The sequence below is a fragment of the Enterobacter sp. 725m/11 genome, from assembly GCF_011683705.1.
In the GTDB taxonomy this organism is placed as follows: domain Bacteria; phylum Pseudomonadota; class Gammaproteobacteria; order Enterobacterales; family Enterobacteriaceae; genus Enterobacter; species Enterobacter bugandensis.
Genome location: NZ_JAAQOK010000034.1, coordinates 19364 through 40895, shown reverse-complemented (window position 1 = coordinate 40895; position 21532 = coordinate 19364). Strand labels below are relative to the sequence as shown.

17 protein-coding genes are annotated in these 21532 nt (G+C 56.5%); 8 read left to right on the top strand and 9 right to left on the bottom strand.

The genetic code is table 11. The annotated features are described in order from the left end of the window. Positions 1–59 precede the first annotated feature (59 nt). The 3 genes from hmsP to HBA26_RS15420 all read left to right on the top strand — a co-directional run bounded on the left by hmsP (position 60) and on the right by HBA26_RS15420 (position 5202). On the top strand, positions 60–2066 hold the full coding sequence (hmsP, locus tag HBA26_RS15430) for a biofilm formation regulator HmsP (protein ID WP_126345963.1): 2007 nt from the start codon (positions 60–62) through the stop codon (positions 2064–2066). A gap of 159 nt (positions 2067–2225) precedes the next feature. Continuing rightward, positions 2226–3512, top strand: coding sequence for a dicarboxylate/amino acid:cation symporter (locus HBA26_RS15425; RefSeq protein ID WP_028014754.1), 1287 nt, complete (start codon positions 2226–2228; stop codon positions 3510–3512). A 226-nt stretch (positions 3513–3738) separates the two neighbouring features. Then, positions 3739–5202 (top strand): pitrilysin family protein, encoded by a 1464-nt coding sequence (locus tag HBA26_RS15420; RefSeq protein ID WP_166720950.1) that lies wholly within the window; start codon positions 3739–3741, stop codon positions 5200–5202. A 76-nt stretch (positions 5203–5278) separates the two neighbouring features. Here HBA26_RS15420 and HBA26_RS15415 read toward each other — a convergent pair whose 3' ends face one another. Further along, positions 5279–6208, bottom strand: a complete 930-nt coding sequence (locus HBA26_RS15415) for a sugar kinase (RefSeq protein ID WP_126345962.1) — start codon at positions 6206–6208, stop codon at positions 5279–5281. Between the two features lie 229 nt (positions 6209–6437). Between HBA26_RS15415 and pdeH the strand changes: the two genes are divergently transcribed. Further along, positions 6438–7211, top strand: coding sequence for a cyclic-guanylate-specific phosphodiesterase (gene pdeH, locus HBA26_RS15410; protein ID WP_041911854.1), 774 nt, complete (start codon positions 6438–6440; stop codon positions 7209–7211). A 65-nt stretch (positions 7212–7276) separates the two neighbouring features. Continuing rightward, positions 7277–9319 (top strand): AsmA family protein, encoded by a 2043-nt coding sequence (locus tag HBA26_RS15405; RefSeq protein ID WP_166720949.1) that lies wholly within the window; start codon positions 7277–7279, stop codon positions 9317–9319. Positions 9320–9378: 59 nt separating this feature from the next. Here the strand turns inward: HBA26_RS15405 and HBA26_RS15400 are convergent, their stop codons facing one another. From HBA26_RS15400 to HBA26_RS15390, 3 genes are all read right to left on the bottom strand, one after another. Then, entirely contained in the window at positions 9379–10701 is a 1323-nt protein-coding gene (locus tag HBA26_RS15400) for an MFS transporter (RefSeq protein WP_028014749.1), read from the bottom strand. Between the two features lie 261 nt (positions 10702–10962). Beyond that, positions 10963–11988, bottom strand: coding sequence for an inner membrane protein YhjD (gene yhjD, locus HBA26_RS15395; RefSeq protein ID WP_048960793.1), 1026 nt, complete (start codon positions 11986–11988; stop codon positions 10963–10965). Between the two features lie 51 nt (positions 11989–12039). Continuing rightward, the gene (locus HBA26_RS15390; protein WP_028014747.1) at positions 12040–12939 is read right to left on the bottom strand and encodes a LysR family transcriptional regulator; all 900 of its coding nucleotides are present in this window, start codon (positions 12937–12939) and stop codon (positions 12040–12042) included. Positions 12940–13058: 119 nt separating this feature from the next. Between HBA26_RS15390 and HBA26_RS15385 the strand changes: the two genes are divergently transcribed. Continuing rightward, complete coding sequence (locus HBA26_RS15385) at positions 13059–13817, top strand: SDR family oxidoreductase (RefSeq protein WP_126345971.1); 759 nt, start codon at positions 13059–13061, stop codon at positions 13815–13817. Positions 13818–13990: 173 nt separating this feature from the next. After that, positions 13991–14593, top strand: a complete 603-nt coding sequence (locus HBA26_RS15380; RefSeq protein ID WP_045259401.1) for a response regulator transcription factor — start codon at positions 13991–13993, stop codon at positions 14591–14593. Here HBA26_RS15380 and HBA26_RS15375 read toward each other — a convergent pair. Beyond that, positions 14572–14910: a lysozyme gene (locus HBA26_RS15375; RefSeq protein WP_028014744.1), complete on the bottom strand. Its 339-nt coding sequence runs from the start codon at positions 14908–14910 to the stop codon at positions 14572–14574. The two genes, HBA26_RS15380 and HBA26_RS15375, sit on opposite strands and share 22 nt — an antisense overlap. A gap of 71 nt (positions 14911–14981) precedes the next feature. Beyond that, a complete protein-coding gene (locus HBA26_RS15370) occupies positions 14982–15521 on the bottom strand; it encodes a GNAT family protein (protein ID WP_028014743.1) in 540 nt (179 codons plus the stop codon). A gap of 147 nt (positions 15522–15668) precedes the next feature. Between HBA26_RS15370 and HBA26_RS15365 the strand changes: the two genes are divergently transcribed. Next, positions 15669–17261, top strand: a complete 1593-nt coding sequence (locus HBA26_RS15365; protein WP_126345961.1) for an STY4199 family HEPN domain-containing protein — start codon at positions 15669–15671, stop codon at positions 17259–17261. Between the two features lie 48 nt (positions 17262–17309). Here the strand turns inward: HBA26_RS15365 and HBA26_RS15360 are convergent, their stop codons facing one another. The 3 genes from HBA26_RS15360 to HBA26_RS15350 all read right to left on the bottom strand — a co-directional run bounded on the left by HBA26_RS15360 (position 17310) and on the right by HBA26_RS15350 (position 21409). After that, positions 17310–18959, bottom strand: a complete 1650-nt coding sequence (locus tag HBA26_RS15360) for an alpha,alpha-trehalase (protein WP_126345960.1) — start codon at positions 18957–18959, stop codon at positions 17310–17312. A gap of 183 nt (positions 18960–19142) precedes the next feature. Next, positions 19143–20495, bottom strand: coding sequence for a glutathione-disulfide reductase (gorA, locus tag HBA26_RS15355; RefSeq protein ID WP_041911861.1), 1353 nt, complete (start codon positions 20493–20495; stop codon positions 19143–19145). Between the two features lie 71 nt (positions 20496–20566). Beyond that, positions 20567–21409, bottom strand: coding sequence for a 23S rRNA (adenine(2030)-N(6))-methyltransferase RlmJ (locus tag HBA26_RS15350; RefSeq protein ID WP_046889498.1), 843 nt, complete (start codon positions 21407–21409; stop codon positions 20567–20569). Positions 21410–21532: the final 123 nt, after the last annotated feature.

Below are 21532 nucleotides of genomic sequence, written 5' to 3'. Positions count from 1 at the left end.
AGGCGCGCCAGGTTTACACCCTGGCGCGCCCTGCGCTTCGAGTTTTGTGGAGAGTCATTTTGCGTGTCAGCCGTTCCTTAACGATCAAACAAATGGCGATGGTCTCTGCCGTCACTATGCTGTTTGTACTGCTCTTCTGCGTAATTTTGCTGTTTCATTCCGTACAGCAGAATCGCTATAACACGGCTTCGCAGTTAGAAAGTATCGCCCGCTCGGTGCGCGGCCCGCTCTCCGCCTCGATCCTGAAAGGGGACATTCCCGAAGCGGAAACCATCTTAAAGCGCATTCAGCCTGCCGGGGTCGTTAGCCGCGCCGATGTCGTCTTACCCAACCAGTTCCAGGCGTTGCGGATGAGTTTTATCCCGGAGCGTCCCGTCCCGATGATGGTGATGCGCCTGTTTGAGCTGCCGGTGCAAATTTCTCTGCCTCTCTATTCGCTGGAACGTCCTGCCAATCCGCAGCCACTGGCCTACCTGGTTCTGCAGGCGGACTCGTACCGGATGTATAAATTCGTCATGAGTTGGGTGGTTACGTTAGTGACCACTTGCTTACTTATGACCCTGATCATCAGCGTAGCGCTGACGTGGTGTATAAACCGCCTCATTGTCCACCCGCTGCGCCGTATCGCCCGCGAGCTGAATGGGATTTCGCCGCAGGATCAACTGGGGCACCAGCTTGAGCTGCCGCGTCTGCACCAGGACGATGAGATCGGTATGCTGGTGCGCAGCTACAACCTCAACCAGCAGCGCATTCAGCGTCATCAGGATGAGCTAAACAACAGCGCCACGCGCTTCCCGGTGTCGGAGCTACCTAATAAAGCGTTTCTGATGGCAATGCTGGAGCAGACCGTTGCGCGGCAGCAAACCACGGCGCTGATGGTGATTGCCTGTGAAACCCTGCAGGACACGGCGGGCGTGCTCAAGGAGAGCCAGCGTGAAATGCTGCTGCTGACGCTGGTGGAAAAGGTGAAGTCTGTTCTTGCCCCGCGCATGGTGCTGACCCAGGTCAGCGGTTACGACCTGGTGGTGATTGCCAACGGCGTGAAAGAGCCGTGGCACGCTATCACATTAGGTCAGCAAGTACTTACTGTCATAAATGAGCGGCTGCCCGTGCAGGGCATCCAGCTTCGTCCGAGCGCCAGTATCGGTATCGCCATGTACTACGGTGATTTAACGGCGGAGCAGCTGTACCGCCGCGCGTTCTCGGCGGCGTTTACCGCCCGGCGCAAAGGGAAAAATCAGATCCAGTTCTTCGACCCGGAGCAGATGGAAAAGGCGCAGCAGCGCCTGACGGAAGAGAGCGATATCCTGACCGCGCTGGATAACCGTCAGTTCGCCCTCTGGCTACAGCCGCAGGTGAATTTACAGACGGGGGAAGTGAAAAGCGCCGAGGCGCTGCTCCGCCTGCAGCAGCCGGATGGCTCCTGGGAGCTGCCGGAGGGGCTGATTGAGCGCATCGAATCCTGCGGCCTGATGGTCACCGTTGGCTATTGGGTACTGGAGGAGTCCTGCCGCCAGCTTGCCGCCTGGCAGGAGCGCGGCGTAACGCTGCCGCTGTCGGTCAACTTGTCTGCCCTGCAGCTTATGCATCCGACGATGGTCTCCGAGATGCTGGAGCTGATCCACCGCTACCGGATCAAGCCTGATACGCTGACGCTGGAAGTGACGGAGAGCCGGCGCATTGACGATCCTAACGACGCGGTGGCCATCCTGAAGCCGCTGCGCAATGCCGGCATTCGCATCGCGCTGGACGATTTTGGTATGGGCTACGCCGGGCTGCGCCAGCTTCAGCACATGAAAGCCCTGCCGGTGGACGTGCTCAAAATCGATAAATCGTTTGTCGACGGGCTCCCGGAGGACAGCAGCATGGTGCAGGCCATCGTCCAGATGGCGCGCAGCCTCAAGGTGCATCTTATTGCTGAGGGGATTGAAACCGAAGCGCAACGCGTCTGGCTGGCAGAGGCGGGCGTCGAGAGCGGCCAGGGCTACCTTTTTGCCCCGGCGGTGCCGCCGGATGTCTTCGAGCAGCGATACCTTTCTGGCGCTGACCATAACGCAAAAGTGTAATTTTGTTGCTGGCTTGTGCGAGCCAGTTCAAAGTTCTTAACATTTGTGTTTCAAATTTGAACCGGGTTTATTTCTGTCCTGTTATACGGGTGTTATTTTAGAGCCGCAGGTTAACCATAACCTTACAAAGCCTGTGGTTTTTCTTCCCAAGGACACCCTATGAAAACCTCACTCTTCAAAAGTCTTTATTTCCAGGTCCTGACAGCCATCGCCATCGGTATTCTGCTGGGTCACTATTACCCGGAGCTGGGCGCGCAAATGAAACCGCTTGGCGACGCGTTCGTTAAGCTCATTAAAATGGTCATCGCCCCGGTGATCTTCTGTACGGTGGTAACGGGCATCGCTGGCATGGAAAGCATGAAGGCGGTGGGCCGTACCGGTGCAGTGGCGCTTCTCTACTTTGAAGTGGTCAGTACCCTTGCGCTGATTATTGGTCTGGTCATCGTCAACGTGGTACAGCCTGGCGCGGGTATGAACGTTGATCCCTCTACGCTGGATGCCAAAGCGGTTGCGGTCTATGCCGAACAGGCGAAGGATCAGGGCGTGGTGGCCTTCCTGCTGGACGTCATCCCTGGCAGCGTCATCGGCGCCTTCGCCAGCGGAAACATTCTGCAGGTGCTGCTGTTTGCCGTGATGTTTGGCTTCGCCCTGCACCGTCTGGGCAGCAAAGGCCAGCTTATTTTCAACGTGATTGAAAGCTTCTCGCAGGTCATCTTTGGCATCATCAATATGATCATGCGCCTGGCGCCGATCGGCGCCTTCGGTGCGATGGCCTTCACCATCGGCAAGTATGGCGTTGGCACGCTGGTGCAGCTGGGTCAGCTGATCATCTGCTTCTACATCACCTGTATTCTTTTCGTGGTGGTGGTGCTGGGCTCCATCGCCCGTGCGACAGGCTTCAGCATTTTCAAATTCATCCGCTACATCCGTGAAGAGCTGCTGATTGTTCTGGGGACCTCCTCTTCAGAATCGGCGCTGCCGCGTATGCTCGACAAGATGGAAAAGCTCGGGTGCCGTAAATCAGTGGTCGGCCTGGTGATCCCGACGGGGTACTCCTTCAACCTTGACGGTACCTCGATATACCTGACGATGGCGGCCGTGTTTATCGCCCAGGCGACCAACAGCCATATGGATATTTTCCATCAAATCACCCTGCTGGTGGTGCTCTTGCTGTCGTCTAAAGGGGCGGCGGGCGTGACGGGCAGCGGCTTTATCGTGCTGGCGGCCACCATTTCTGCGGTGGGGCATCTGCCGGTGGCGGGTCTGGCACTGATTCTTGGTATTGACCGCTTTATGTCTGAGGCGCGTGCTCTTACCAACCTGGTGGGTAACGGCGTGGCCACGGTGGTGGTCGCGAAATGGGTGAAAGAGCTGGATCACAAGAAGCTCAACGATACGCTGAATAATCGCGCGTCTGATAGCAAAAATCCTGGTTTAACCTCCTAATCTTGTCACAATTGCCCGCATTCCCTTGTCGGGATGCGGGCTCCTGCGCATAATAACTGTTCATACCTGTCATAATTCGACAAGATTTTTTTTGGGTATATTTCACTTCGGACCGTGACGTTTTGCCGAACGCGCGGTCTAATCGACGTGTTTTCATCGTCATCTTTTAGAGTGCAGCGCGTCGCGAGACACTCTTTTTAACCAGGAATGTTGATCAGGGGTTCACATGCAGGGCACAAAAATTCGACTCTTAACCGGCGGTTTGCTGATGATGGCAGCAGCCAGTTATGTGCAGGCAGATGCGCTCCAGCCAGACCCGGCCTGGCAACAAGGCACGCTAGCGAACGGTTTTCAGTGGCAGGTGTTATCCACTCCACAGCGTCCCAGCGATCGTATTGAAATCCGTCTGTCCGTAAATACCGGCTCCCTTACGGAAAGCACTCAGCAAACCGGTTTTAGCCATTTTATTCCCCGTCTGGCGCTCACGCAGAGCGGCAGCTTGCAGGCAGTACAGGTGCGTTCGCTGTGGCAACAGGCCATCGATCCGAAACGCCCCCTTCCTCCGGCTGTGGTCTCCTATGACTACACCATGTTTAACCTGAGCCTGCCAAATAACCGTAACGACCTGCTTAAAGAAGCCCTTACTTATCTCTCCGATGCCTCTGGCAACCTGGCGATTACGCCGGACACCGTGAACTATGCGTTGAGCAACGGCGACATGGTGGCGACCTGGCCTGCGGATACCAAAGAGGGCTGGTGGCGCTACCGTCTGAAAGGCTCAACGTTGCTGGGGCACGATCCGGCAGAGCCGCTGAAGCAGCCGGTGGACGTCGAACAGGTAAAATCGTTCTACCAGAAATGGTACACCCCGGACGCGATGACGCTGATCGTCGTCGGCAATGTGGATAGCCGCGCGGTGGTTGAGCAGATCAACAAAGCGTTTGGCGATCTGAAGGGCAAACGCGAAACGCCAGCCCCTGTCCCGACGCTCTCTCCGCTGCGCGCCGAGCCTGTCAGCATTATGACGGACACCGTGCGCCAGGACAGGCTCTCCGTGATGTGGGATAACGCCTGGCAGCCTATTCGCGAGTCTGCGGCGCTGCTGCGCTACTGGCGTGCCGATCTGGCGCGTGAAGCGTTGTTCTGGCACGTTCAGCAGACGCTCAGCAAAAACAACGTGAAGAACATTGGCCTTGGCTTTGACTGCCGCGTGCTGTTCCAGCGTGCGCAATGTGCCATTAACGTTGAATCGCCTGGCGATAAACTGAATGCGAACCTGGGTGTGGTGGCGAAAGAGCTGGCAAAAGTGCGTAAAGAGGGGCTCTCTGAAGAGGAGTTCAACGCGCTGCTGGCCCAGAAAAAACTGGAGCTGCAGAAACTGTTTGCCACCTACGCTCGCGCCGATACCGACATTCTGATCAGCCAGCGGATTCGCTCCCTGCAGAATCAGGTTGTCGACATCGCGCCTGAGCAGTACCAGAAGCTGCGTCAGGACTTCCTGAACGGTCTGACTGTGAATATGCTGAATCAGGATTTACGTCAGCAGCTGTCGCAGGATATGGCGTTGATCCTTCTGCAGCCGAAAGGCGAGCCGGAATATGACATGAAGGAACTTCAGAAGACCTGGGATTCCATTATGGCCACCGCGTCGCAGCCGGCGCAGGCTGCAACGGCTGATGATCTACACTAGGACGCGTCGGATATTCCGCAGGGGCAGTAATCCTCTCACCCCGGCCCTCTCCCCAAAGGGAGAGGGTTAGGGGAAACTAAACAGGCATCGCCTCGCGCGGAATAATCGCCCCGCGATACTGAATCACGGTGCTGGCCGTCAGGTGCCCACGCTGTGCCGCCGCTTCCGGCGTTCCCCCCGTCAGGCGTACCGCCAGGTAGCCCGCGCTGAAGGAATCCCCCGCCGCAGTGGTATCAATCACTTTCTCTTTGGCCAGCCTCACCGCAGGGACCTCAACCACCGCTTCACCCGCAATCGCGACCAGGCACGACTCCGCGCCGCGCTTAATCACCACTTCGCTCACGCCTGCTGCGTGCGTGCGGGCAATCACGTCCTCTACCGGCTTCTCACCCCACAGGGCGTCTTCATCATCGAGCGTCAGGAAGGCGATATCCGTGCACTGCAGCATCTGCTGATAAACCTGCTGCGTCTCTTCGCGGCTGGCCCACAGGCGCGGGCGGTAGTTGTTATCAAAAATCACCTTCCCGCCGTTGGCGCGGCATTCGCGCAGCAGCGAGAGCAGCTTTTCGCGGCTGGTCGGGCTTAAAATCGCCAGGCTAATGCCGCTCAGATAGAGATAGTCAAACGTCGCCAGCTCTTCGCAGATGGCCCCAGCGGCGTCGCTCTCCAGCCAGAATTTGGCCGCGGCTTCGTTACGCCAGTAATAAAACGTGCGTTCGCCGGTGCTGTCAGTTTCGATGTAGTACAGTCCAGGCAGGCGGTTTTCCATACGCTGGATCAGCGAGGTGTCAATATGCTCACTTTGCCAGGCTTCCAGCATCTGCTGGCTGAAGCTGTCCGTGCCGAGGGCGGTGACGTAGTTCACGGTGAGTGCCTCAGGCGCAACCTGACGGGCAATGTAAACCGAGGTGTTTAACGTATCGCCACCAAATCCGCGGCTGACTTCCGCGCCTTTTTGTGACAGCTCAATCATGCATTCGCCAATCACGGCAATTTTTTTGGACATAGTCGTGAACCTGAACAGAAGAATTTTCAGCAGTGTGCGCCGAGTGAATTAGATGGTCAACTATATTAAAACGGTGTTCCATTATTTTATTTGAGCCAGCGCGTGTTCCGGCAAATTTCTGTCATCTTAATTTCATTTTCACGGTGAATTGAACATAAAGTTCTCAATTATCGCGCCGATAATCCTGTGACGAGTCCAGAAAGGCTATCCCAACAACAGGACATCTGAAATGAAGTCAGAGCAGGTTATCCAGCGGCTGAGCACTACGCCTGAGGCAAGTATTGAGAACTTGCAGGAGCATCGCTACTGGCTGCAATGTGAGCGCGCGTACACCTGGCAGCCGATCTATCGAACGGACGGTCGGCTGATGGCAATTGAAATTTTGACCGTCGTTACGCATCCCTCAAACCCTACTCAGCGCATCGCGCCGGATCGCTACTTTGCCGAAGTTGCCGTTCGCCAGCGTCTGGACGTGCTGGAAGAGCAGCTCCGTATGCTGGCGACGAAACAGGCCTTTTTCGAGCAGCATACGATCCTCGCCTCGGTGAACGTGGATGGCCCAACTCTGCTGGCGCTGCGTCAGAACGCGAAGCTGCAGGAGCTGATCGCCACCCTGCCGTGGCTGCGCTTTGAGCTGGTGGAGCACGTGCGCCTGCCGCAGGATTCCTCGTTTGCGTCAATGTGTGAATTTGGCCCGCTGTGGCTGGATGACTTTGGCACCGGTATGGCGAACTTCTCGGCCCTCAGCGAAGTGCGCTACGACTACATCAAGGTGGCCCGCGATCTGTTCATCATGCTGCGCCAGACCCCGGAAGGGCGGAATCTGTTTACGCTGTTATTGCAGTTGATGAATCGCTATTGCCAGGGGGTGATCGTTGAAGGCGTGGAAACGCTGGAAGAGTGGCGTGATGTGCAAAACTCTCCCGCAGCGGCGGCGCAAGGCTATTTCCTCTCTCGCCCCGTGCCGATGGATCTCCTCGAAAGCGCCAGAACGACCCTCTGATAACCCCGTTTCCCTTTGTCTGGACTATAGTTTTACAGGACAGGTCATCAGGAAAGGGGATAACAATGACAAAAACAACCAGGGTCATTTCCTGGATTACAGGGATTTTCTTGTTGTTGATCGCGATCGTCGTCATCATTATCGCGACGTTTGACTGGAACCGCCTTAAGCCGACCATCAACCAGAAAGTCTCAACTGAGCTGAACCGTCCCTTCGCCATTCGTGGCGATCTGGGTGTGGTATGGGAGCGTCAGAAAGAGGAGACCGGCTGGCGAAGCTGGATCCCCTGGCCGCACGTCCACGCCGACGACATTATTCTCGGCAACCCGCCGGATATCCCCGAAGTGACTATGGTGCATCTGCCGCGCGTGGAAGCCACGCTGGCGCCGCTAGCGCTCCTGACCAAAACCGTCTATCTACCGTGGATCAAGCTCCAGCAGCCCGATGCGCGCCTGATCCGCCTCTCTGAAAAAAACAATAACTGGACGTTTAACCTTGCCAGCGACGGCGAAAAAGATCCGAATGCCCAGCCCTCTTCATGGTCATTCCGTCTGGACAATATTCTTTTCGATCGCGGGCGGATCGCCATCGACGATAAGGTCAGCAAGGCAGACGTGGAGATCCTGGTCGATCCGCTGGGTAAACCGCTGCCGTTTAGCGAAGTCACGGGCAATAAAGCGAAAGGCGATAGCGCCAAAGCGGGTGATTATGTCTTCGGCCTGACGGCAAAAGGGCGCTACAACGGTCAGCCGCTTAACGGGAAAGGGAAAATCGGCGGCATGCTGGCGCTCCGGAGCGAAGGCACGCCATTCCCGGTGCAGGCGGATTTCCGCTCGGGGAATACGCGCGTGGCGTTTGTGGGGACGGTCAACGACCCGATGAACATGGGGGGCGTCGACCTGCAGCTCAAGTTCGCCGGTGACTCGCTTGGCGAACTGTATGAACTGACTGGCGTACTCCTGCCGGATACCCCACCGTTCGAAACGGACGGGCATTTGGTTGCCAAAATTGATACCGAAAAATCGTCCGTTTTTGACTACCGGGATTTCAACGGCCGCATCGGCGACAGCGATATTCACGGCACGCTGACCTACACCACCGGAAAACCACGGCCAAAACTGGAAGGGGATGTCGAAACCCGCCAGCTGCGTCTGGCCGATCTTGGCCCGCTGATAGGCGTGGATTCGGGCAAAGGGACAAAGTCAAAAGAGGTTAAGAAGGACGTTCAGCCTGCGGGAAAAGTGCTGCCTTACGATCGCTTTGAAACCGATAAGTGGGACGTAATGGACGCAGATGTGCGCTTCAAAGGACGCAAGATTGAGCATGGCAGCACGCTGCCGCTGAGCGATCTCTCGACGCATATCATCCTGAAAAATGCCGACCTGCGCCTGCAGCCGCTGAAGTTTGGCATGGCGGGCGGGACGATTTCCTCCAACATTCACCTGGAAGGCGATAAAAAGCCGATGCAGGGGCGGGCGGAGATCCAGGCGCGTCGATTGAAGCTGAAAGAGCTGATGCCGAACGTGGAGCTGATGCAGAAAACCCTCGGTGAAATGAACGGCGATGCGGACATTCGCGGGGTGGGGAATTCCGTTGCGGCACTGCTGGGCAGCGGCAACGGTAACCTGAAACTGCTAATGAACGACGGTCTGGTCAGCCGCAACCTGATGGAGATCCTGGGGCTAAACGTCGGTAACTTTATCATCGGGCAAATCTTTGGCGATGACGAGGTGCGGGTGAACTGCGCGGCGGCGAATGTGGATCTGGTTAACGGCGTGGCGCGTCCGCAGATTTTTGCCTTCGACACGGAAAACGCGGTGATTAACGTGACCGGTACCGCCAGCATGGCCTCCGAGCAGCTGGATTTGACCATCGATCCGGAAAGTAAGGGGATTCGTATTATTACCCTGCGCTCGCCGCTTTACGTGCGTGGGACCTTCAAAAATCCGCAGGCGGGCGTCAAGCCCGGGCCGCTGATTGCGCGTGGCGCGGTGGCCGCAGCCCTCGCGACGTTGGTCACCCCGGCCGCCGCGCTGCTGGCGTTGATTTCGCCGTCAGAAGGCGAGGCGAATCAATGCCGGACGATTTTGTCGCAGATGAAGAAGTAACGCCTTTCTCCCTCTCCCTGTGGGAGAGGGCCGGGGTGAGGGCATCAGGCCGCAATGAATTACAGCGCCTGATGCTTAGTCTCATGCGTCAGCAGCAGCGCAATCAACGTCAGCGCCGCCATGGCCGCCAGATAAACGCCCACGTAGAACAGACCATAATTTGCCTGCAGCCAGGTGGCGATATACGGTGCCACGGACGCGCCCAGAATAGACGAGACGTTATAGGAGAACGACGCGCCGGTATAACGCACTTCCGTCGGGAACAGCTCCGGCAGCAGCGCGCCCATCGGGCCGAAGGTCAGCCCCATCAGGCTCAGGCCAATCAGCAGGTACGCCATCACCAGCGCCGGGCTACCTGAACTCAGCAGCGGCGGGAAGACGAACAGAGCAAACAGAATGATCAGCGTGGTGATCGTAATCATGCTCGCACGACGACCAAACTTATCCGCCAGCAGGCCGGCAATCGGTACCATCACGCCAAACCCAATCACCGCCATCATCAGCATCCACAGCACTTCGTTACGCGGCAGGCCCAGCCCAACCGGTGCGGCAGCGGTACTGTAGGTCATGGAATACACCGTCATGATGTAGAACAGCGTGTAGGTCGCCAGCATGATAAACGTGCCCAGCACGGTCACGCGCACGTGTTTGGTCAGCAGGGTGCCCAGCGGCACTTTTACCTGTTTTTTCGCCGCGGCTACTTTTGCGAACACCGGCGTCTCATGCAGGGAAACACGCACATACAGGCCAATCAGCACCAGCACGGCCGAGAAGACAAACGGAATACGCCAGCCCCAGCTCATGAACTGTTCGTCCGTCAGCAGCCAGGAGAGCAGCAGGAAGGTCCCGTTGGCAAAGAAGAAGCCAATCGGCGCGCCAAGCTGCGGGAATGAACCGTACAGCGCACGTTTACGCGGCGGGGCGTTCTCGGTAGCCAGCAGCGCCGCGCCACCCCATTCACCGCCCAGCCCCAGACCCTGACCAAAACGCGCCAGCGCCAGCAGGACCGGCGCCAGAATGCCGATGGTTTCGTAGGTCGGCAGCAGGCCGATCGCCACGGTGGAGATGCCCATTGTCAGCAGCGAGGCCACCAGGGTGACCTTACGCCCAATACGATCGCCGAAGTGTCCAAACAGCGCGGAGCCAATCGGACGCGCCACAAACGCGATAGCAAAGGTCGCCAGAGACTGTAGCGTCGCCGCCGTCGGGTCTCCCTGCGGGAAGAAAATATGCGGGAAAACGATGACCGCTGCGGTGGCGTAAATGTAAAAGTCGAAGAACTCAATGGCGGTGCCAATCAGCGATGCGACGACAACTTTATTGCGCGAGTTTACCGGGACGTTTTCCGCACCAGAGTCGAGTGTTGTGGCTGTTGATTGCATAATATTTTCTTATTTTTTGTCGAACGAAAGGCCATATTACGCACAGCAAAAGCGACATTTCAATCTGTAACAAAATAGCTTCCTGATTATAAAATCAACAAAAAGCGGATAATGTTCAGGCCAGCCAAAATGCTTCCATGAAATGCTTCACGTTTTTTAAATATTGGTGGATAAAACTGGTTTTCGGTTAAATAAAAGTTACGGACTGGATTTATATGCTGAAATGATGAGTCGGGCTGAAATATCAGCCCGAGAGCGGAATTAACGATGTGTTTTTCCGGGCATTCGCGTGTCGCCTTTGTACTCGGCGGTGGCAATCCACGCCGCGCAGAACAGGGTTAAACGCGCGAAGAAGTAGAAGAACGCCATCAGCCCCAGCACCGAGCCAAATGCCGCGCCGGATGGGGATTTCACCAGCGACGGCAGGGTGTAGGTCATCACGATCTTAATCACTTCAAAGCCGATCGCCGCAATCAATGTGCCGCGGAGTAGCGCCTTCTTACGCGGACGATGCCGAGGCAAGCGCCAGAAAATCCAGAAGAACAGCAGGTAGTTGGCGAAGATGGAAATCGCCAGCCCGATGCCGCGCCAGGCGGGCTTCAGCCATTCGATGTAATCAAGATAGAGCGCAGAAATAATCATCTGCTGCGCGGAGCCCGCCACGGAGGTAATGGAGAGCGTGACGACGAGCGCGATAAGCAGGCCTATCAGCGAAACAAAGTCGCGGAAATATTTAACCCAAATTTTCTCCTGATCCTGCGGTTTACGCTCCCACACCTCGCGCGACTGGGCGCGAATAGCTTCGCGGAGGTTGCCCATCCAGTTAACGCCGGAGTAAAGGGCGATGAGCAAACCGACGATCCCGACGGTGGTGCGCTGCTGAACGGCGGTGTTTATCGTGCTTTTCAGCGTGGTGGCGAGGGTTGGGTCACTGACGTTATTCAGGATCTTATTGAAAATATCCTGCAGCAGCGTTGGATGCGACGCGAGTACAAAACCTGCCGCAGCAAACGACACCATCAGGATGGGGATCATCGACAGGAACGAAAAATAGGTGATCGCGGCACCGAACTGGTTCCCCATGCGGTCATTAAAGCGCTCGGTCGCACGTATAAGATGCGCAACCATGGGAAACTGCTGAATTCTCTCCGCCAGGCTGGTGACGGTGCCCAGCGCCTTGCTGGCTGTACCAGGGGCTTTAGCCTCTTCCGGCTCGGTTTCCATCTTCTTGATGGGTTCATAATCTAAATGTTGGGTGGGTCGTTGCGGGTTATTTTCCGGCGTCACGCGTCTTTTCCTTTTTCGTTTGGCTGGATGTTACTGAATTATAGCTTGCGACTAGTCCACGTAAGCTTTTGTGAGTTCGGTTAGCCACTCCATAAACAGGTGAACCCGGCGAGAGAGGTTGCGCCGGTGGGGGTAAATCAGGGAGACAGGCATCGGTTCCGCGCGATACTGCGGGAGGATCTCAATCAGTTTCTTTGCGCGCAGCAGGTCGCGCACCCCAACGCGCGGGGCCTGAATGATCCCCAGCCCGGCAAGGCAGGCGGCCTGGTAAGTTTCCGTGCTGTTGACGGTTAGCACCCCGCCCGTTTTTATCCACTGCGTCGTGCTTCCGTTATAAAATTCAAAGCCCTGAGGGCGGCTTCCCAGCATCGCGGCATAATGAATCACGGCGTGCGAGCCCAAATCGTCCAGCGTGTCAGGGTAGCCAAAACGCGCCAGATAATCCGGGCTGGCGCAGTTGATCACCGACAGCTTGCCCAGCGGACGGGCTATCAGCCCTGAGTCCTTCAGGGAACCCACGCGGACGACGCAATCAAACCCTTCCCGGACCACATCCACCAGACGATCGCTGCTGCTGAGCTCCAGTTCGATACCCGGATACTGCTGTAAAAACGCAGGCAGTTTGGGGATGACGACATTTCGAGCAACGCCAACGGGCATATCCACGCGCAGCCTTCCGCTGATGCTGGAGGGATCGTGCTGAAACATACCGTCCAGCTCATCCAGGTTCGCCAGCAGATCTTTTGCCCGTTCGTAATAGACCATGCCGTCCTGCGTCAGGCTGACGCGGCGCGTGGTACGGTGCAGTAGCTGGGTGCCAAGCCGGTTTTCCAGTGCCTGAATTTGCCGGGAAACGCTGCCTTTCGGCAGCGTTAATGTCTCTGCCGCGCGGGAAAAACTCTCCAGTTCCGCGACGCGAACAAACAGCTGCATTGCGTGAATTTTATCCATAGATGAAGCTCATTGTTGTTTGCACTGAAACAGTGAAGCGTTATTACCCATCTTTATTGATCTTCTATCACCTAATAAGCTCTTTCTCAATCTCCATAACAGCCAAAACGAGGTTTATGATGACTGAACGTATCGCATTAGTGACGGGTGGTAGCCGCGGCTTAGGTAAAAACGCTGCGTTAAAGCTGGCTGCTGACGGCACGGGAATTATCCTGACCTACAATCGTAGCCAGCAGGAAGCGCTGGAAGTTGTGCGCGAAATTCAGGAAAAAGGCGTCAAGGCGGCGGCATTAAAGCTCAACGTCGGGGATATCGCCAGTTTCGAAAATTTTGCTCAACAGCTTCAGGAGATCCTGAAGAGTGTCTGGCAGCGCGAAACATTTGATTATTTATTGAACAATGCCGGAACAGGTTTATACGCACCCTATACCGAAACGACGGAAGCGCAGTTTGATGAGGCGCTGAACATTCACTTCAAAGGGCCTTTCTTCCTGACGCAGCGCCTGCTGCCTCTGCTTAACGACGGGGGGCGGATCCTCAATGTCTCCAGCGGACTGGCCCGCTTCACCCAGTCAGGCTCAGGAACCTACGCGGCCATGAAAGGGGCGATGGAAGTGCTCACCCGCTATCAGGCGAAGGAGCTTGGAGCGCGCGGTATCTCCGTCAATATTATCGCACCAGGCGCGATCGAAACCGACTTTGGCGGTGGGCGCGTGCGCGACAACGCGCAGCTTAACCAGATGCTGGCGTCGCAGACGGCGCTGGGGCGGGTAGGTTTGCCGGACGATATCGGGAATGCCATTGCGGCGCTGCTTAGCGATAAGCTTGGCTGGATGAACGCGCAACGTATTGAAGTGTCAGGCGGTATGTTCCTGTGATGTCTGATGTTAAGGGGAGGGAACCCCTTAAGGAAATCCTTAATATGGATGTGTCAAAATGCGGGTAAATATAAAAACCACTGGCGGATTTGTAACCTCTCCATTCATTGAGTTTTTTCTTAAATAGCGCCTATGTAGAATCCCCCTTCGCTATTCTCAGAGGGAGAAATACGATGCGAGTAATCATGTTTGACAGGCAGTCGATATTTATTCATGGAGCGATACACGGTTTGCAGAAATTAATTCCTGAAATAAATATAACGGGGGCTTGTCAGGCAGACGATTTATGGACGCAAATATCCGCGTCACCGTCTGCTATCGTCATGATTGACGGCAATTTAATTCAGGATGAGGGGAGTTCTTTCCTGGATGAAATCATGCATCGCTTCCCGTCGGTACGGGTGATGATGGTTCTGGCAAAAAAAGAGACCCGATGGGTTGAACAACTCATGCAGCGAAACGTGATGGCTATTATCCCCCGTAACGCTAACCCTGAGCGGTTTGCCGCCGTGCTGGATTCCGTGTCCAGAGGGATGGTCTGCTTTCCCGCTGAGTGGGTCAGCCAGCAATCGTCAGCGCAGGCGTTACTTTCCTTAAGCGAGCGTCAGCGTGAGGTGCTGAAGCTGCTGGCGGCGGGCGAATCAAACAAAGAAATTGGTCGCAATCTCAACATCAGTGCGGCCACGGTAAAAGCGCATCTGGAAGCGCTTTTTCGCCGGCTGGAGGTAAAAAACCGAACCCAGGCAGCCATGTACTACACCCGGGCGACGGCCTGAAGCAGCGCTTTCGGGAGTGAAGACGTCACGCCGAAACTCAGTATCATCAGTACCAGCGCGTCATGCTGCTGCTGGGTTAATGGATGTATACACTTTTCCCGCAGCAGCGTTTCACACAGCTGAATATCTTCATGGAGTAAATATTCCGCCTGAAGAGGCGTGATAAGGCCGTGAAAATTTTCCCGTTCGCGGATCACATGCCCATAGCCGATAACCCATACACCCTTTTCATCACGATATTTCTCCAGTGAAAGCCCTTGATGTTTCTTTATTAATTCTATGGCGGCAGAAGATATATTTAGCGCATGACCGTTCATATTCGTTTCCTCTTAATGGCGATACTGTAGAGGAATCGCGGTACGAGCAATATCCGCCAAATGGCTGTTGATCAGGAATTATTGTTCAGGTATTCCTGCCGTAATAACCCAAATAACCAGTCATTTTGCCAGCGACCGGAAAGGTAATAGCTTTCACGTAGCTCGCCTTCCAGCTGGAAGCGAGCTTTTTCCAGCAGGCGCCTGGAGGCGACGTTTCCCGCGGTGACGGTGGCGGTGAGCCGACGAATACCGCCCTGATGAAAGGCGTAATCGCAAAGCGCCTGCAGGGATTCGAAGCCGTAACCTTTGCCCTGCGCCTCGGGGGCAAAAAGAAAGCCCACTTCGGCGCAATCTTCTTCCCGATGAATATACCCGGTAACGCCCAGCGGGGCCTGTGAGAGGGCATCACGTACGACGAGGCACAGCCAGTGCGCGCTGCCTGGCGTCCAGGGCGTCAGGCGCGAATCAAACGCCTCCCGGATCGCTGCGACGGGGCGGTTCTCCGCCACAAAGCGCATGACTTCGGGGTGTTGCTGCAACGCCAGAAAAAAGGGCCAGTCTTGCTCCTGCAGGGGCGAGCAGTTCAGGCGTGAGGTCATTAAAACTGGCATTAAGATTCTCCTGAAGCATTTTAAATGATTTTAGGGTTGTCACTTTATTTCAACAGAAAGTCAGGTATGGTTAAGCGCGTATAAATAAAAAGAAAAACGGCCGTTAGTGCCCATTCCGGATGTCTTCGCTGTCGCTTAAGGAAAACAATGACTCTCAGCACATCACATCATATCCGCGAACAGTTTGAACACTGTCTGGCGGTCATTCGCCAGGCGTCGGTGGAAATCTTGCTTCTTCTGAATGTACATGTTTCTGAGGGGAAAGATCCACGCTGGTTTCTGGAACAGCTGGACAGCGCGCGTTTAGGCCTCGGGGGATGGGCTACGGTTGCGAAGAAGCTTAACCTGAATGATGCCGAGATGTCGGAATTTACGCTGCAGCTGCGCCTGCTGCAGCAGCGCGTCCCGCAGTACGAAAGCGGGCAGGATGTCAGTGAAAACCAGCTCATTGCGGCGATGCGGTTTGTGACTACGCTGGAACATCTTCGTCTGCAGCAGCCGCTTCTGACCTACAGCACCGAGCTGGCCCCGGGAAGCGAACTCCAGCAACAGCAGGCGCACAAGCAGGTACGCGCAATTGAGTTAATGATTAAAGGCCTCATTCAGCAGGCCTGGCCCGATCAGCTGCGGCTCAATAATCATCTTAAAACCTTATTTAACGCTGACCGCGTACGGCGCTGGCTGAAGCATGGCGAAATCAACGATGTCCTGAGCGGCATGATGTTCAGTGAACTGGCGCAAATGCTGGTGGATAAAAAAGAGTTCAGCCGCTATTACGCCTCGCTGTTTAACGACCCGTCCATGCTGACGCTCCTGGTGGAGCCGCGCAAAACGCTGCAAACCTTCCTTGACGACATTCGACAAATTCGCAACAGCATTACGGTGCAGAAAACGTTAAGTTCGGCGCAAATTCAGCTGCTGGATAACTACTACATGCAGATCTCCCGTCCGGTTCAACGCGCGTTTGAAGAGGGGAGAACGCGCGTCAACCCGGCCGGATTCATGGCGGTGGATGCCAGCGAGCTGCACGCGTTCTGGGAAAAGGCGCAAAAAATGGATCGGGTTACCGGTGGGGATCTGTTTGAAGTCCGCGACACGATTGAAAAGCCGACCCAGCGCGCCCCGCGCACGCCCGAACAGCGTGAGCAGCTTATCTCCGGTGCGCTATGGGGAGCGGTCGGCGTGATGGTGATTGCCATCGTGGTAGGCGGCTTCTGGCTGGTGACCAGCAGCAAACCGCAGCCTGCGGCCGAAAATACGGCGCAAGCGGCGGCTCCGCCGCAGGAGATGCGCGAAACCCCTTCTTCGCGCGAGACGCTGACGCGCATGGGAGTGACCTGGGACGAGAGTAATTTCCGTTCGGCGATTAACCGCAACGATACCCGCGTGGCGCTGCTCTTTTTGCAGGGTGGGATGGACTGGAAGCTGTCATGGACCGAAGAGGCGATGTCGGCAGGCTATGACGACGTTCTGGAGCTTATGCTGCGCTATCGGCAGAACATGGCAGAAGAGAAGCCGTGTCGTCGTTTCATCAATACGCTCAGCCACGCCATGTCAAACGGCGAGTCCCTGACGTCAATACGTAAAGAGTATCTGAAAGCGTTCTGCACCGTGCCGGCCGTGGTGAAGCGCCAGAAGCACGATCTTGAGATGGCAACGCGACGCGCGCAGTCACAGCCGGATGCCACCACAAAAAAATGGCAGTCTATTCAGACCGCCATTTATGAGGTGATTCGCTAAAGTTTTCCCCCTCTCCCCGGAGGGGAGAGGGGCCAGATCGCCCCCCTCTCAAGGCTCCCCATACAACCCAATCAACCGTCGCGCCACGCCGTTCGTCCAGCCGAACCCATCCTGTAGCGGATACTCCCCGCCGCCCCCTTCGCGCGGCGTACTGCTGGCGATGTGGTACTTCTCAATCAGCTTGTGGTGCGTCTTGTAGAAGTGGTTCACCGTATGCAGCCAGCTCCAGGCGATTTCATCCCCCAGCGAGTCGTTGCCGTACTGCTTGAACCCCTGGATCGCCATCCACTGCAGCGGCGCCCAGCCGTTGGGTTTATCCCACTGCTCGCCGGTTTCGTATTCGGTTGCCAGAATCCCACCCGGCGTCAGCAGACGCGCTTTTACCGCGTCAGATAAACGTTCTGCCTGCTCGTGCGTCGCCATTCCAACATACAGCGGCACAATGCTGGCGGCAGAAAACAGCGCCATCTGCTCGCGTCGCCAGTCGTAATCGCGGTAACAGCCACTCTCCTCGTCCCACAGATAGCGGTTCACCGCCGCGCGGCGATCGGTGGCCTTCTGGCGGAACAGCTCGGCCGTCTCTTTATCCCCTTTCGACGCCGAGATATTGGCAATCGCGCTCTCCAGCTTAAACAGGAAGGCGTTCAAATCGATGGGGATAAATTGCGTCGTGCGAATGCTGGCGAGCCGCGCCGGATCGCGCAGCCAGCGGGAGGAGTAATCCCAGCCAGACGCTGCCCCCGCACGCAGATCGCGATAGACCTCATTCGGCGGACGGCCCGAGTGGCGGGCGGTTTCCACGTCCTCAATCCACGATTCGTCGCGCGGGGTGTCACGGTCGTCCCAGTATCGGTTCAGCAGCGAGCCGTCCGGCATGCGCACCGCGCTGCGGTAGGCCTGATTAAGCAGTAACGACTCCGCGCCGTCCATCCAGAAGGCATGCTCCATTTTGAGATGGTCGAGGTAACGCTTCGCGCCGCGCACGCCGTCTTCTTCAAACAGCTCCACCATCAGGGCAAAGACCGGCGGCTGCGAGCGGCTGAGATAATAGGTGCGGTTGCCGTTAGGGATATGGCCGTAGCGTTCGATCAGCCACGCGAAGTTATCCGCCATGCACTTCAGCAGATCGTTACGGCCACTTTCCGCCAGCCCCAGCATGGAGAAGTACGAATCCCAGTAGTAGGTCTCGCTGAATCGCCCGCCGGGCACGATATAGGCCTGCGGCAGCGCCAGCAGGGACGACCAGGGAATATGGTCCTGCGGTTCGCGCGTCAGGACGGGCCACAGGCTATCAATGTGCTCTTTCAGCGACAGTCCGGGGTCGGAGACATATTCCGTGCTGTAGGTTTCAGGCAGCCAGAAGTGGTTCTCAACGAACTGGCGCAGGTCGAAATCCCGGTGCCGTCTGACCTTACGGTAGCGGATCAGAATATCCAGCGGATCCATCTTCGGCGCGCAGTCGGGGAAGGTTTTGCTGTCCGCAAACAGCCGCGTCGACTGGACGTGCTCGAACAGTTCAAGGTAGCGATCGGCGGGCGTCAGGGCATCGGAGGCGGGTAGCCCCTCGATCATTTCGGGTTCCGGCTCCGCCTCAATCATCTCATCCAGTTTTAACTCGCAGGGATCGGTCTCGTAGCGCAGCTCTTCTGCAATCTCGAATTCGATGTTCTCGGTAGCCTGTAGTTTCTGGTTGAACATGGTGATAGGGACCTCCGGTTGTATGTTCTGAAGACAGGTTTCTCCGGGCGTCCTATAAGCGTAGACATTCGCTTCGGTAGATGTGGAGGGATATGTGCGGTAGATCACTCTTTTCGGAGCATTCGTTTTGCAACGATTTATGTATGTGAATAAAAAAAGCCCCTCCGGAGAGGGGCTTCTGCATTATCGCATGGTGACAAACTCTTCCGCCGCCGTTGGGTGGATAGCCACGGTGTTGTCGAAGTCTTTCTTGGTCGCACCCATCTTCAGCGCCACCGCAAAGCCCTGCAGGATCTCATCCATGCCGAAGCCGATGCCGTGGATACCGACAATCTTCTCTTCCGGGCCCACGCAGACCAGCTTCATGCGGCACGGCTGACGGTGAGAGGTGACGGCGGTATACATCGCGGTGAACGCGGATTTATACACTTTCACCTGGTCATCGCCGTACTGCTCGCGCGCCTGCGGCTCGGTTAAGCCGACGGTGCCGATTGGCGGGTGGCTAAAGACCACGGTCGGGATGTTGCTGTAGTCCAGATGCTCGTCCGGCTTGTTGTTGAACAGACGCTCGGAGAGACGACGGCCCGCCGCAACGGCCACCGGCGTCAGTTCAACCGCACCGGTGTTATCACCGACGGCGTAAATGCCCGGTACGCTGGTGTTCTGGAACTTATCGACGACGATGTAGCCTTTTTCGTCGGTTTTCACGCCGGTCACCGCCAGGTTAAAGCTGTCGTTCGCCGGTTCACGGCCAATCGCCCAGATCAGGCAATCAACGGTCTGGCTGCGGCCATCTTCCAGCTCAAGGGTCAGGCTGCCGTCCGCGTTTTTAACGACCGCTTTAGGCACGGCGTTGGTGTGCAGAGTTGGGCCTTCGGTGTTCATCACTTCGACCAGCGTATCGACGATCAGCGGGTCAAAGCTGCGCAGCGGTGCGTGCTTACGCACGAACAGGTGCGCTTCTGCGCCCAGGCCGTTAATCACGCCAGCCAGCTCAACCGCGATATAGCCCGCGCCCACCACGGCAACGCGCTCAGGCAAGGCAGGCAGCTCGAAGAAGCCGTCAGAGTCGATACCGTATTCCGCGCCCGGAATATTCGGGTGGCTCGGACGGCCGCCGGTGGCGATCAGGATATGATCGGCGGTGATCGTCTCGCCGTTCACTTCGATCGTTTTCGCGTCCACAAAGCGGGCGAAGCCGTGAATCACGTCGACGTTATTTTTGCCCAGCACGTTGTCGTACGAGGTGTGAATGCGGTCGATGTAGGCGGTACGGCTGGCGATCAGCTTGTCCCAGTCGAAATTGTTGATGGTGGTGTCAAAGCCGTAGTCCGGACCGTACATATGGATCGCTTCACGAATTTGCGCCGCGTGCCACATCACCTTTTTCGGTACACAACCCACGTTCACGCAGGTGCCGCCCAGCGCTTTGGCTTCAATCAGCGCACATTTCTGGCCGTACATGGCCGCGCGGTTGATGGAGGCGATGCCGCCGCTGCCGCCGCCGATGGCGATGTAGTCATAATGCTTAGTCATAGCTTTTGTCCTTAATCGTGAATTGCCGCGATTGTATACCTGAAATCAATAGTTTCCACCGATGGCTGCAATTACTCCGGCACGATCCAGCTGACGGTGGCGTGGCCCGTTCCGGCTGGAACCAACGTTTTGTGCAGCCACGGCAGCACGTTGTTCATCTGCGCTTCCAGCTTCCACGGCGGGTTAATGACGATCATGCCGGAAGCGGTCATGCCGCGCTGGTCGCTGTCCGGGCGTACCGCCAGCTCAATCTGCAGGATTTTACGAATGCCGGTCGCCTCAAGGTCTTTGATCATGCGCTTGATCTGCGCGCGCAGCACTACCGGGTACCACAGGGCATAGGTTCCGGTCGCAAAACGTTTGTAGCCTTCGTTGATGCCGGTCACCACCGCCTGATAGTCGGTTTTGATTTCGTACGGTGGGTCGATCAGCACCAGGCCGCGACGGGAAACCGGCGGCAGCTTGGCTTTCAGTTGCTGGTAGCCGTCGGCTTTGTCGACGCGGGCGCGGCTGTCTTTCTGAAATTCTGAACGCAGCAGCGGGAAGTCGCTCGGGTGCAGTTCGGTCAGCTGGAGGCTGTCCTGCTCGCGCAGCAGCTGGCGGGCAATCAGCGGTGAGCCAGGGTAGTAGCGCAGCTGGCCGTTGCGGTTGAAGTGATTCACCACGCCAATGTAAGGCTCCAGCTCGGCGGGCAGGTCGTCCTGCTGCCAGATGCGGGCGATGCCCTCAAGGTATTCGCCGGTACGCTCGGCATGCTCGCCGCTCAGCTGATAACGGCCTGCGCCCGCATGGGTGTCCAGATAGAGAAACGGCTTCTCTTTCTCTTTAAGCGATTCAATGATCAGGCTCTGAACGGTGTGTTTGAGGACGTCGGCATGGTTGCCAGCGTGGAAGCTGTGGCGATAACTGAGCATGGGTAATGGTATTCCGCTGAATTGACGATTTGCCACAGTTTACAGCAGAACGGCACAGATTACCCGCAGGCCCGGTAAGCGCAGCTATTGAAATCCTCTACACTTAACCCCATTACTGAAAAC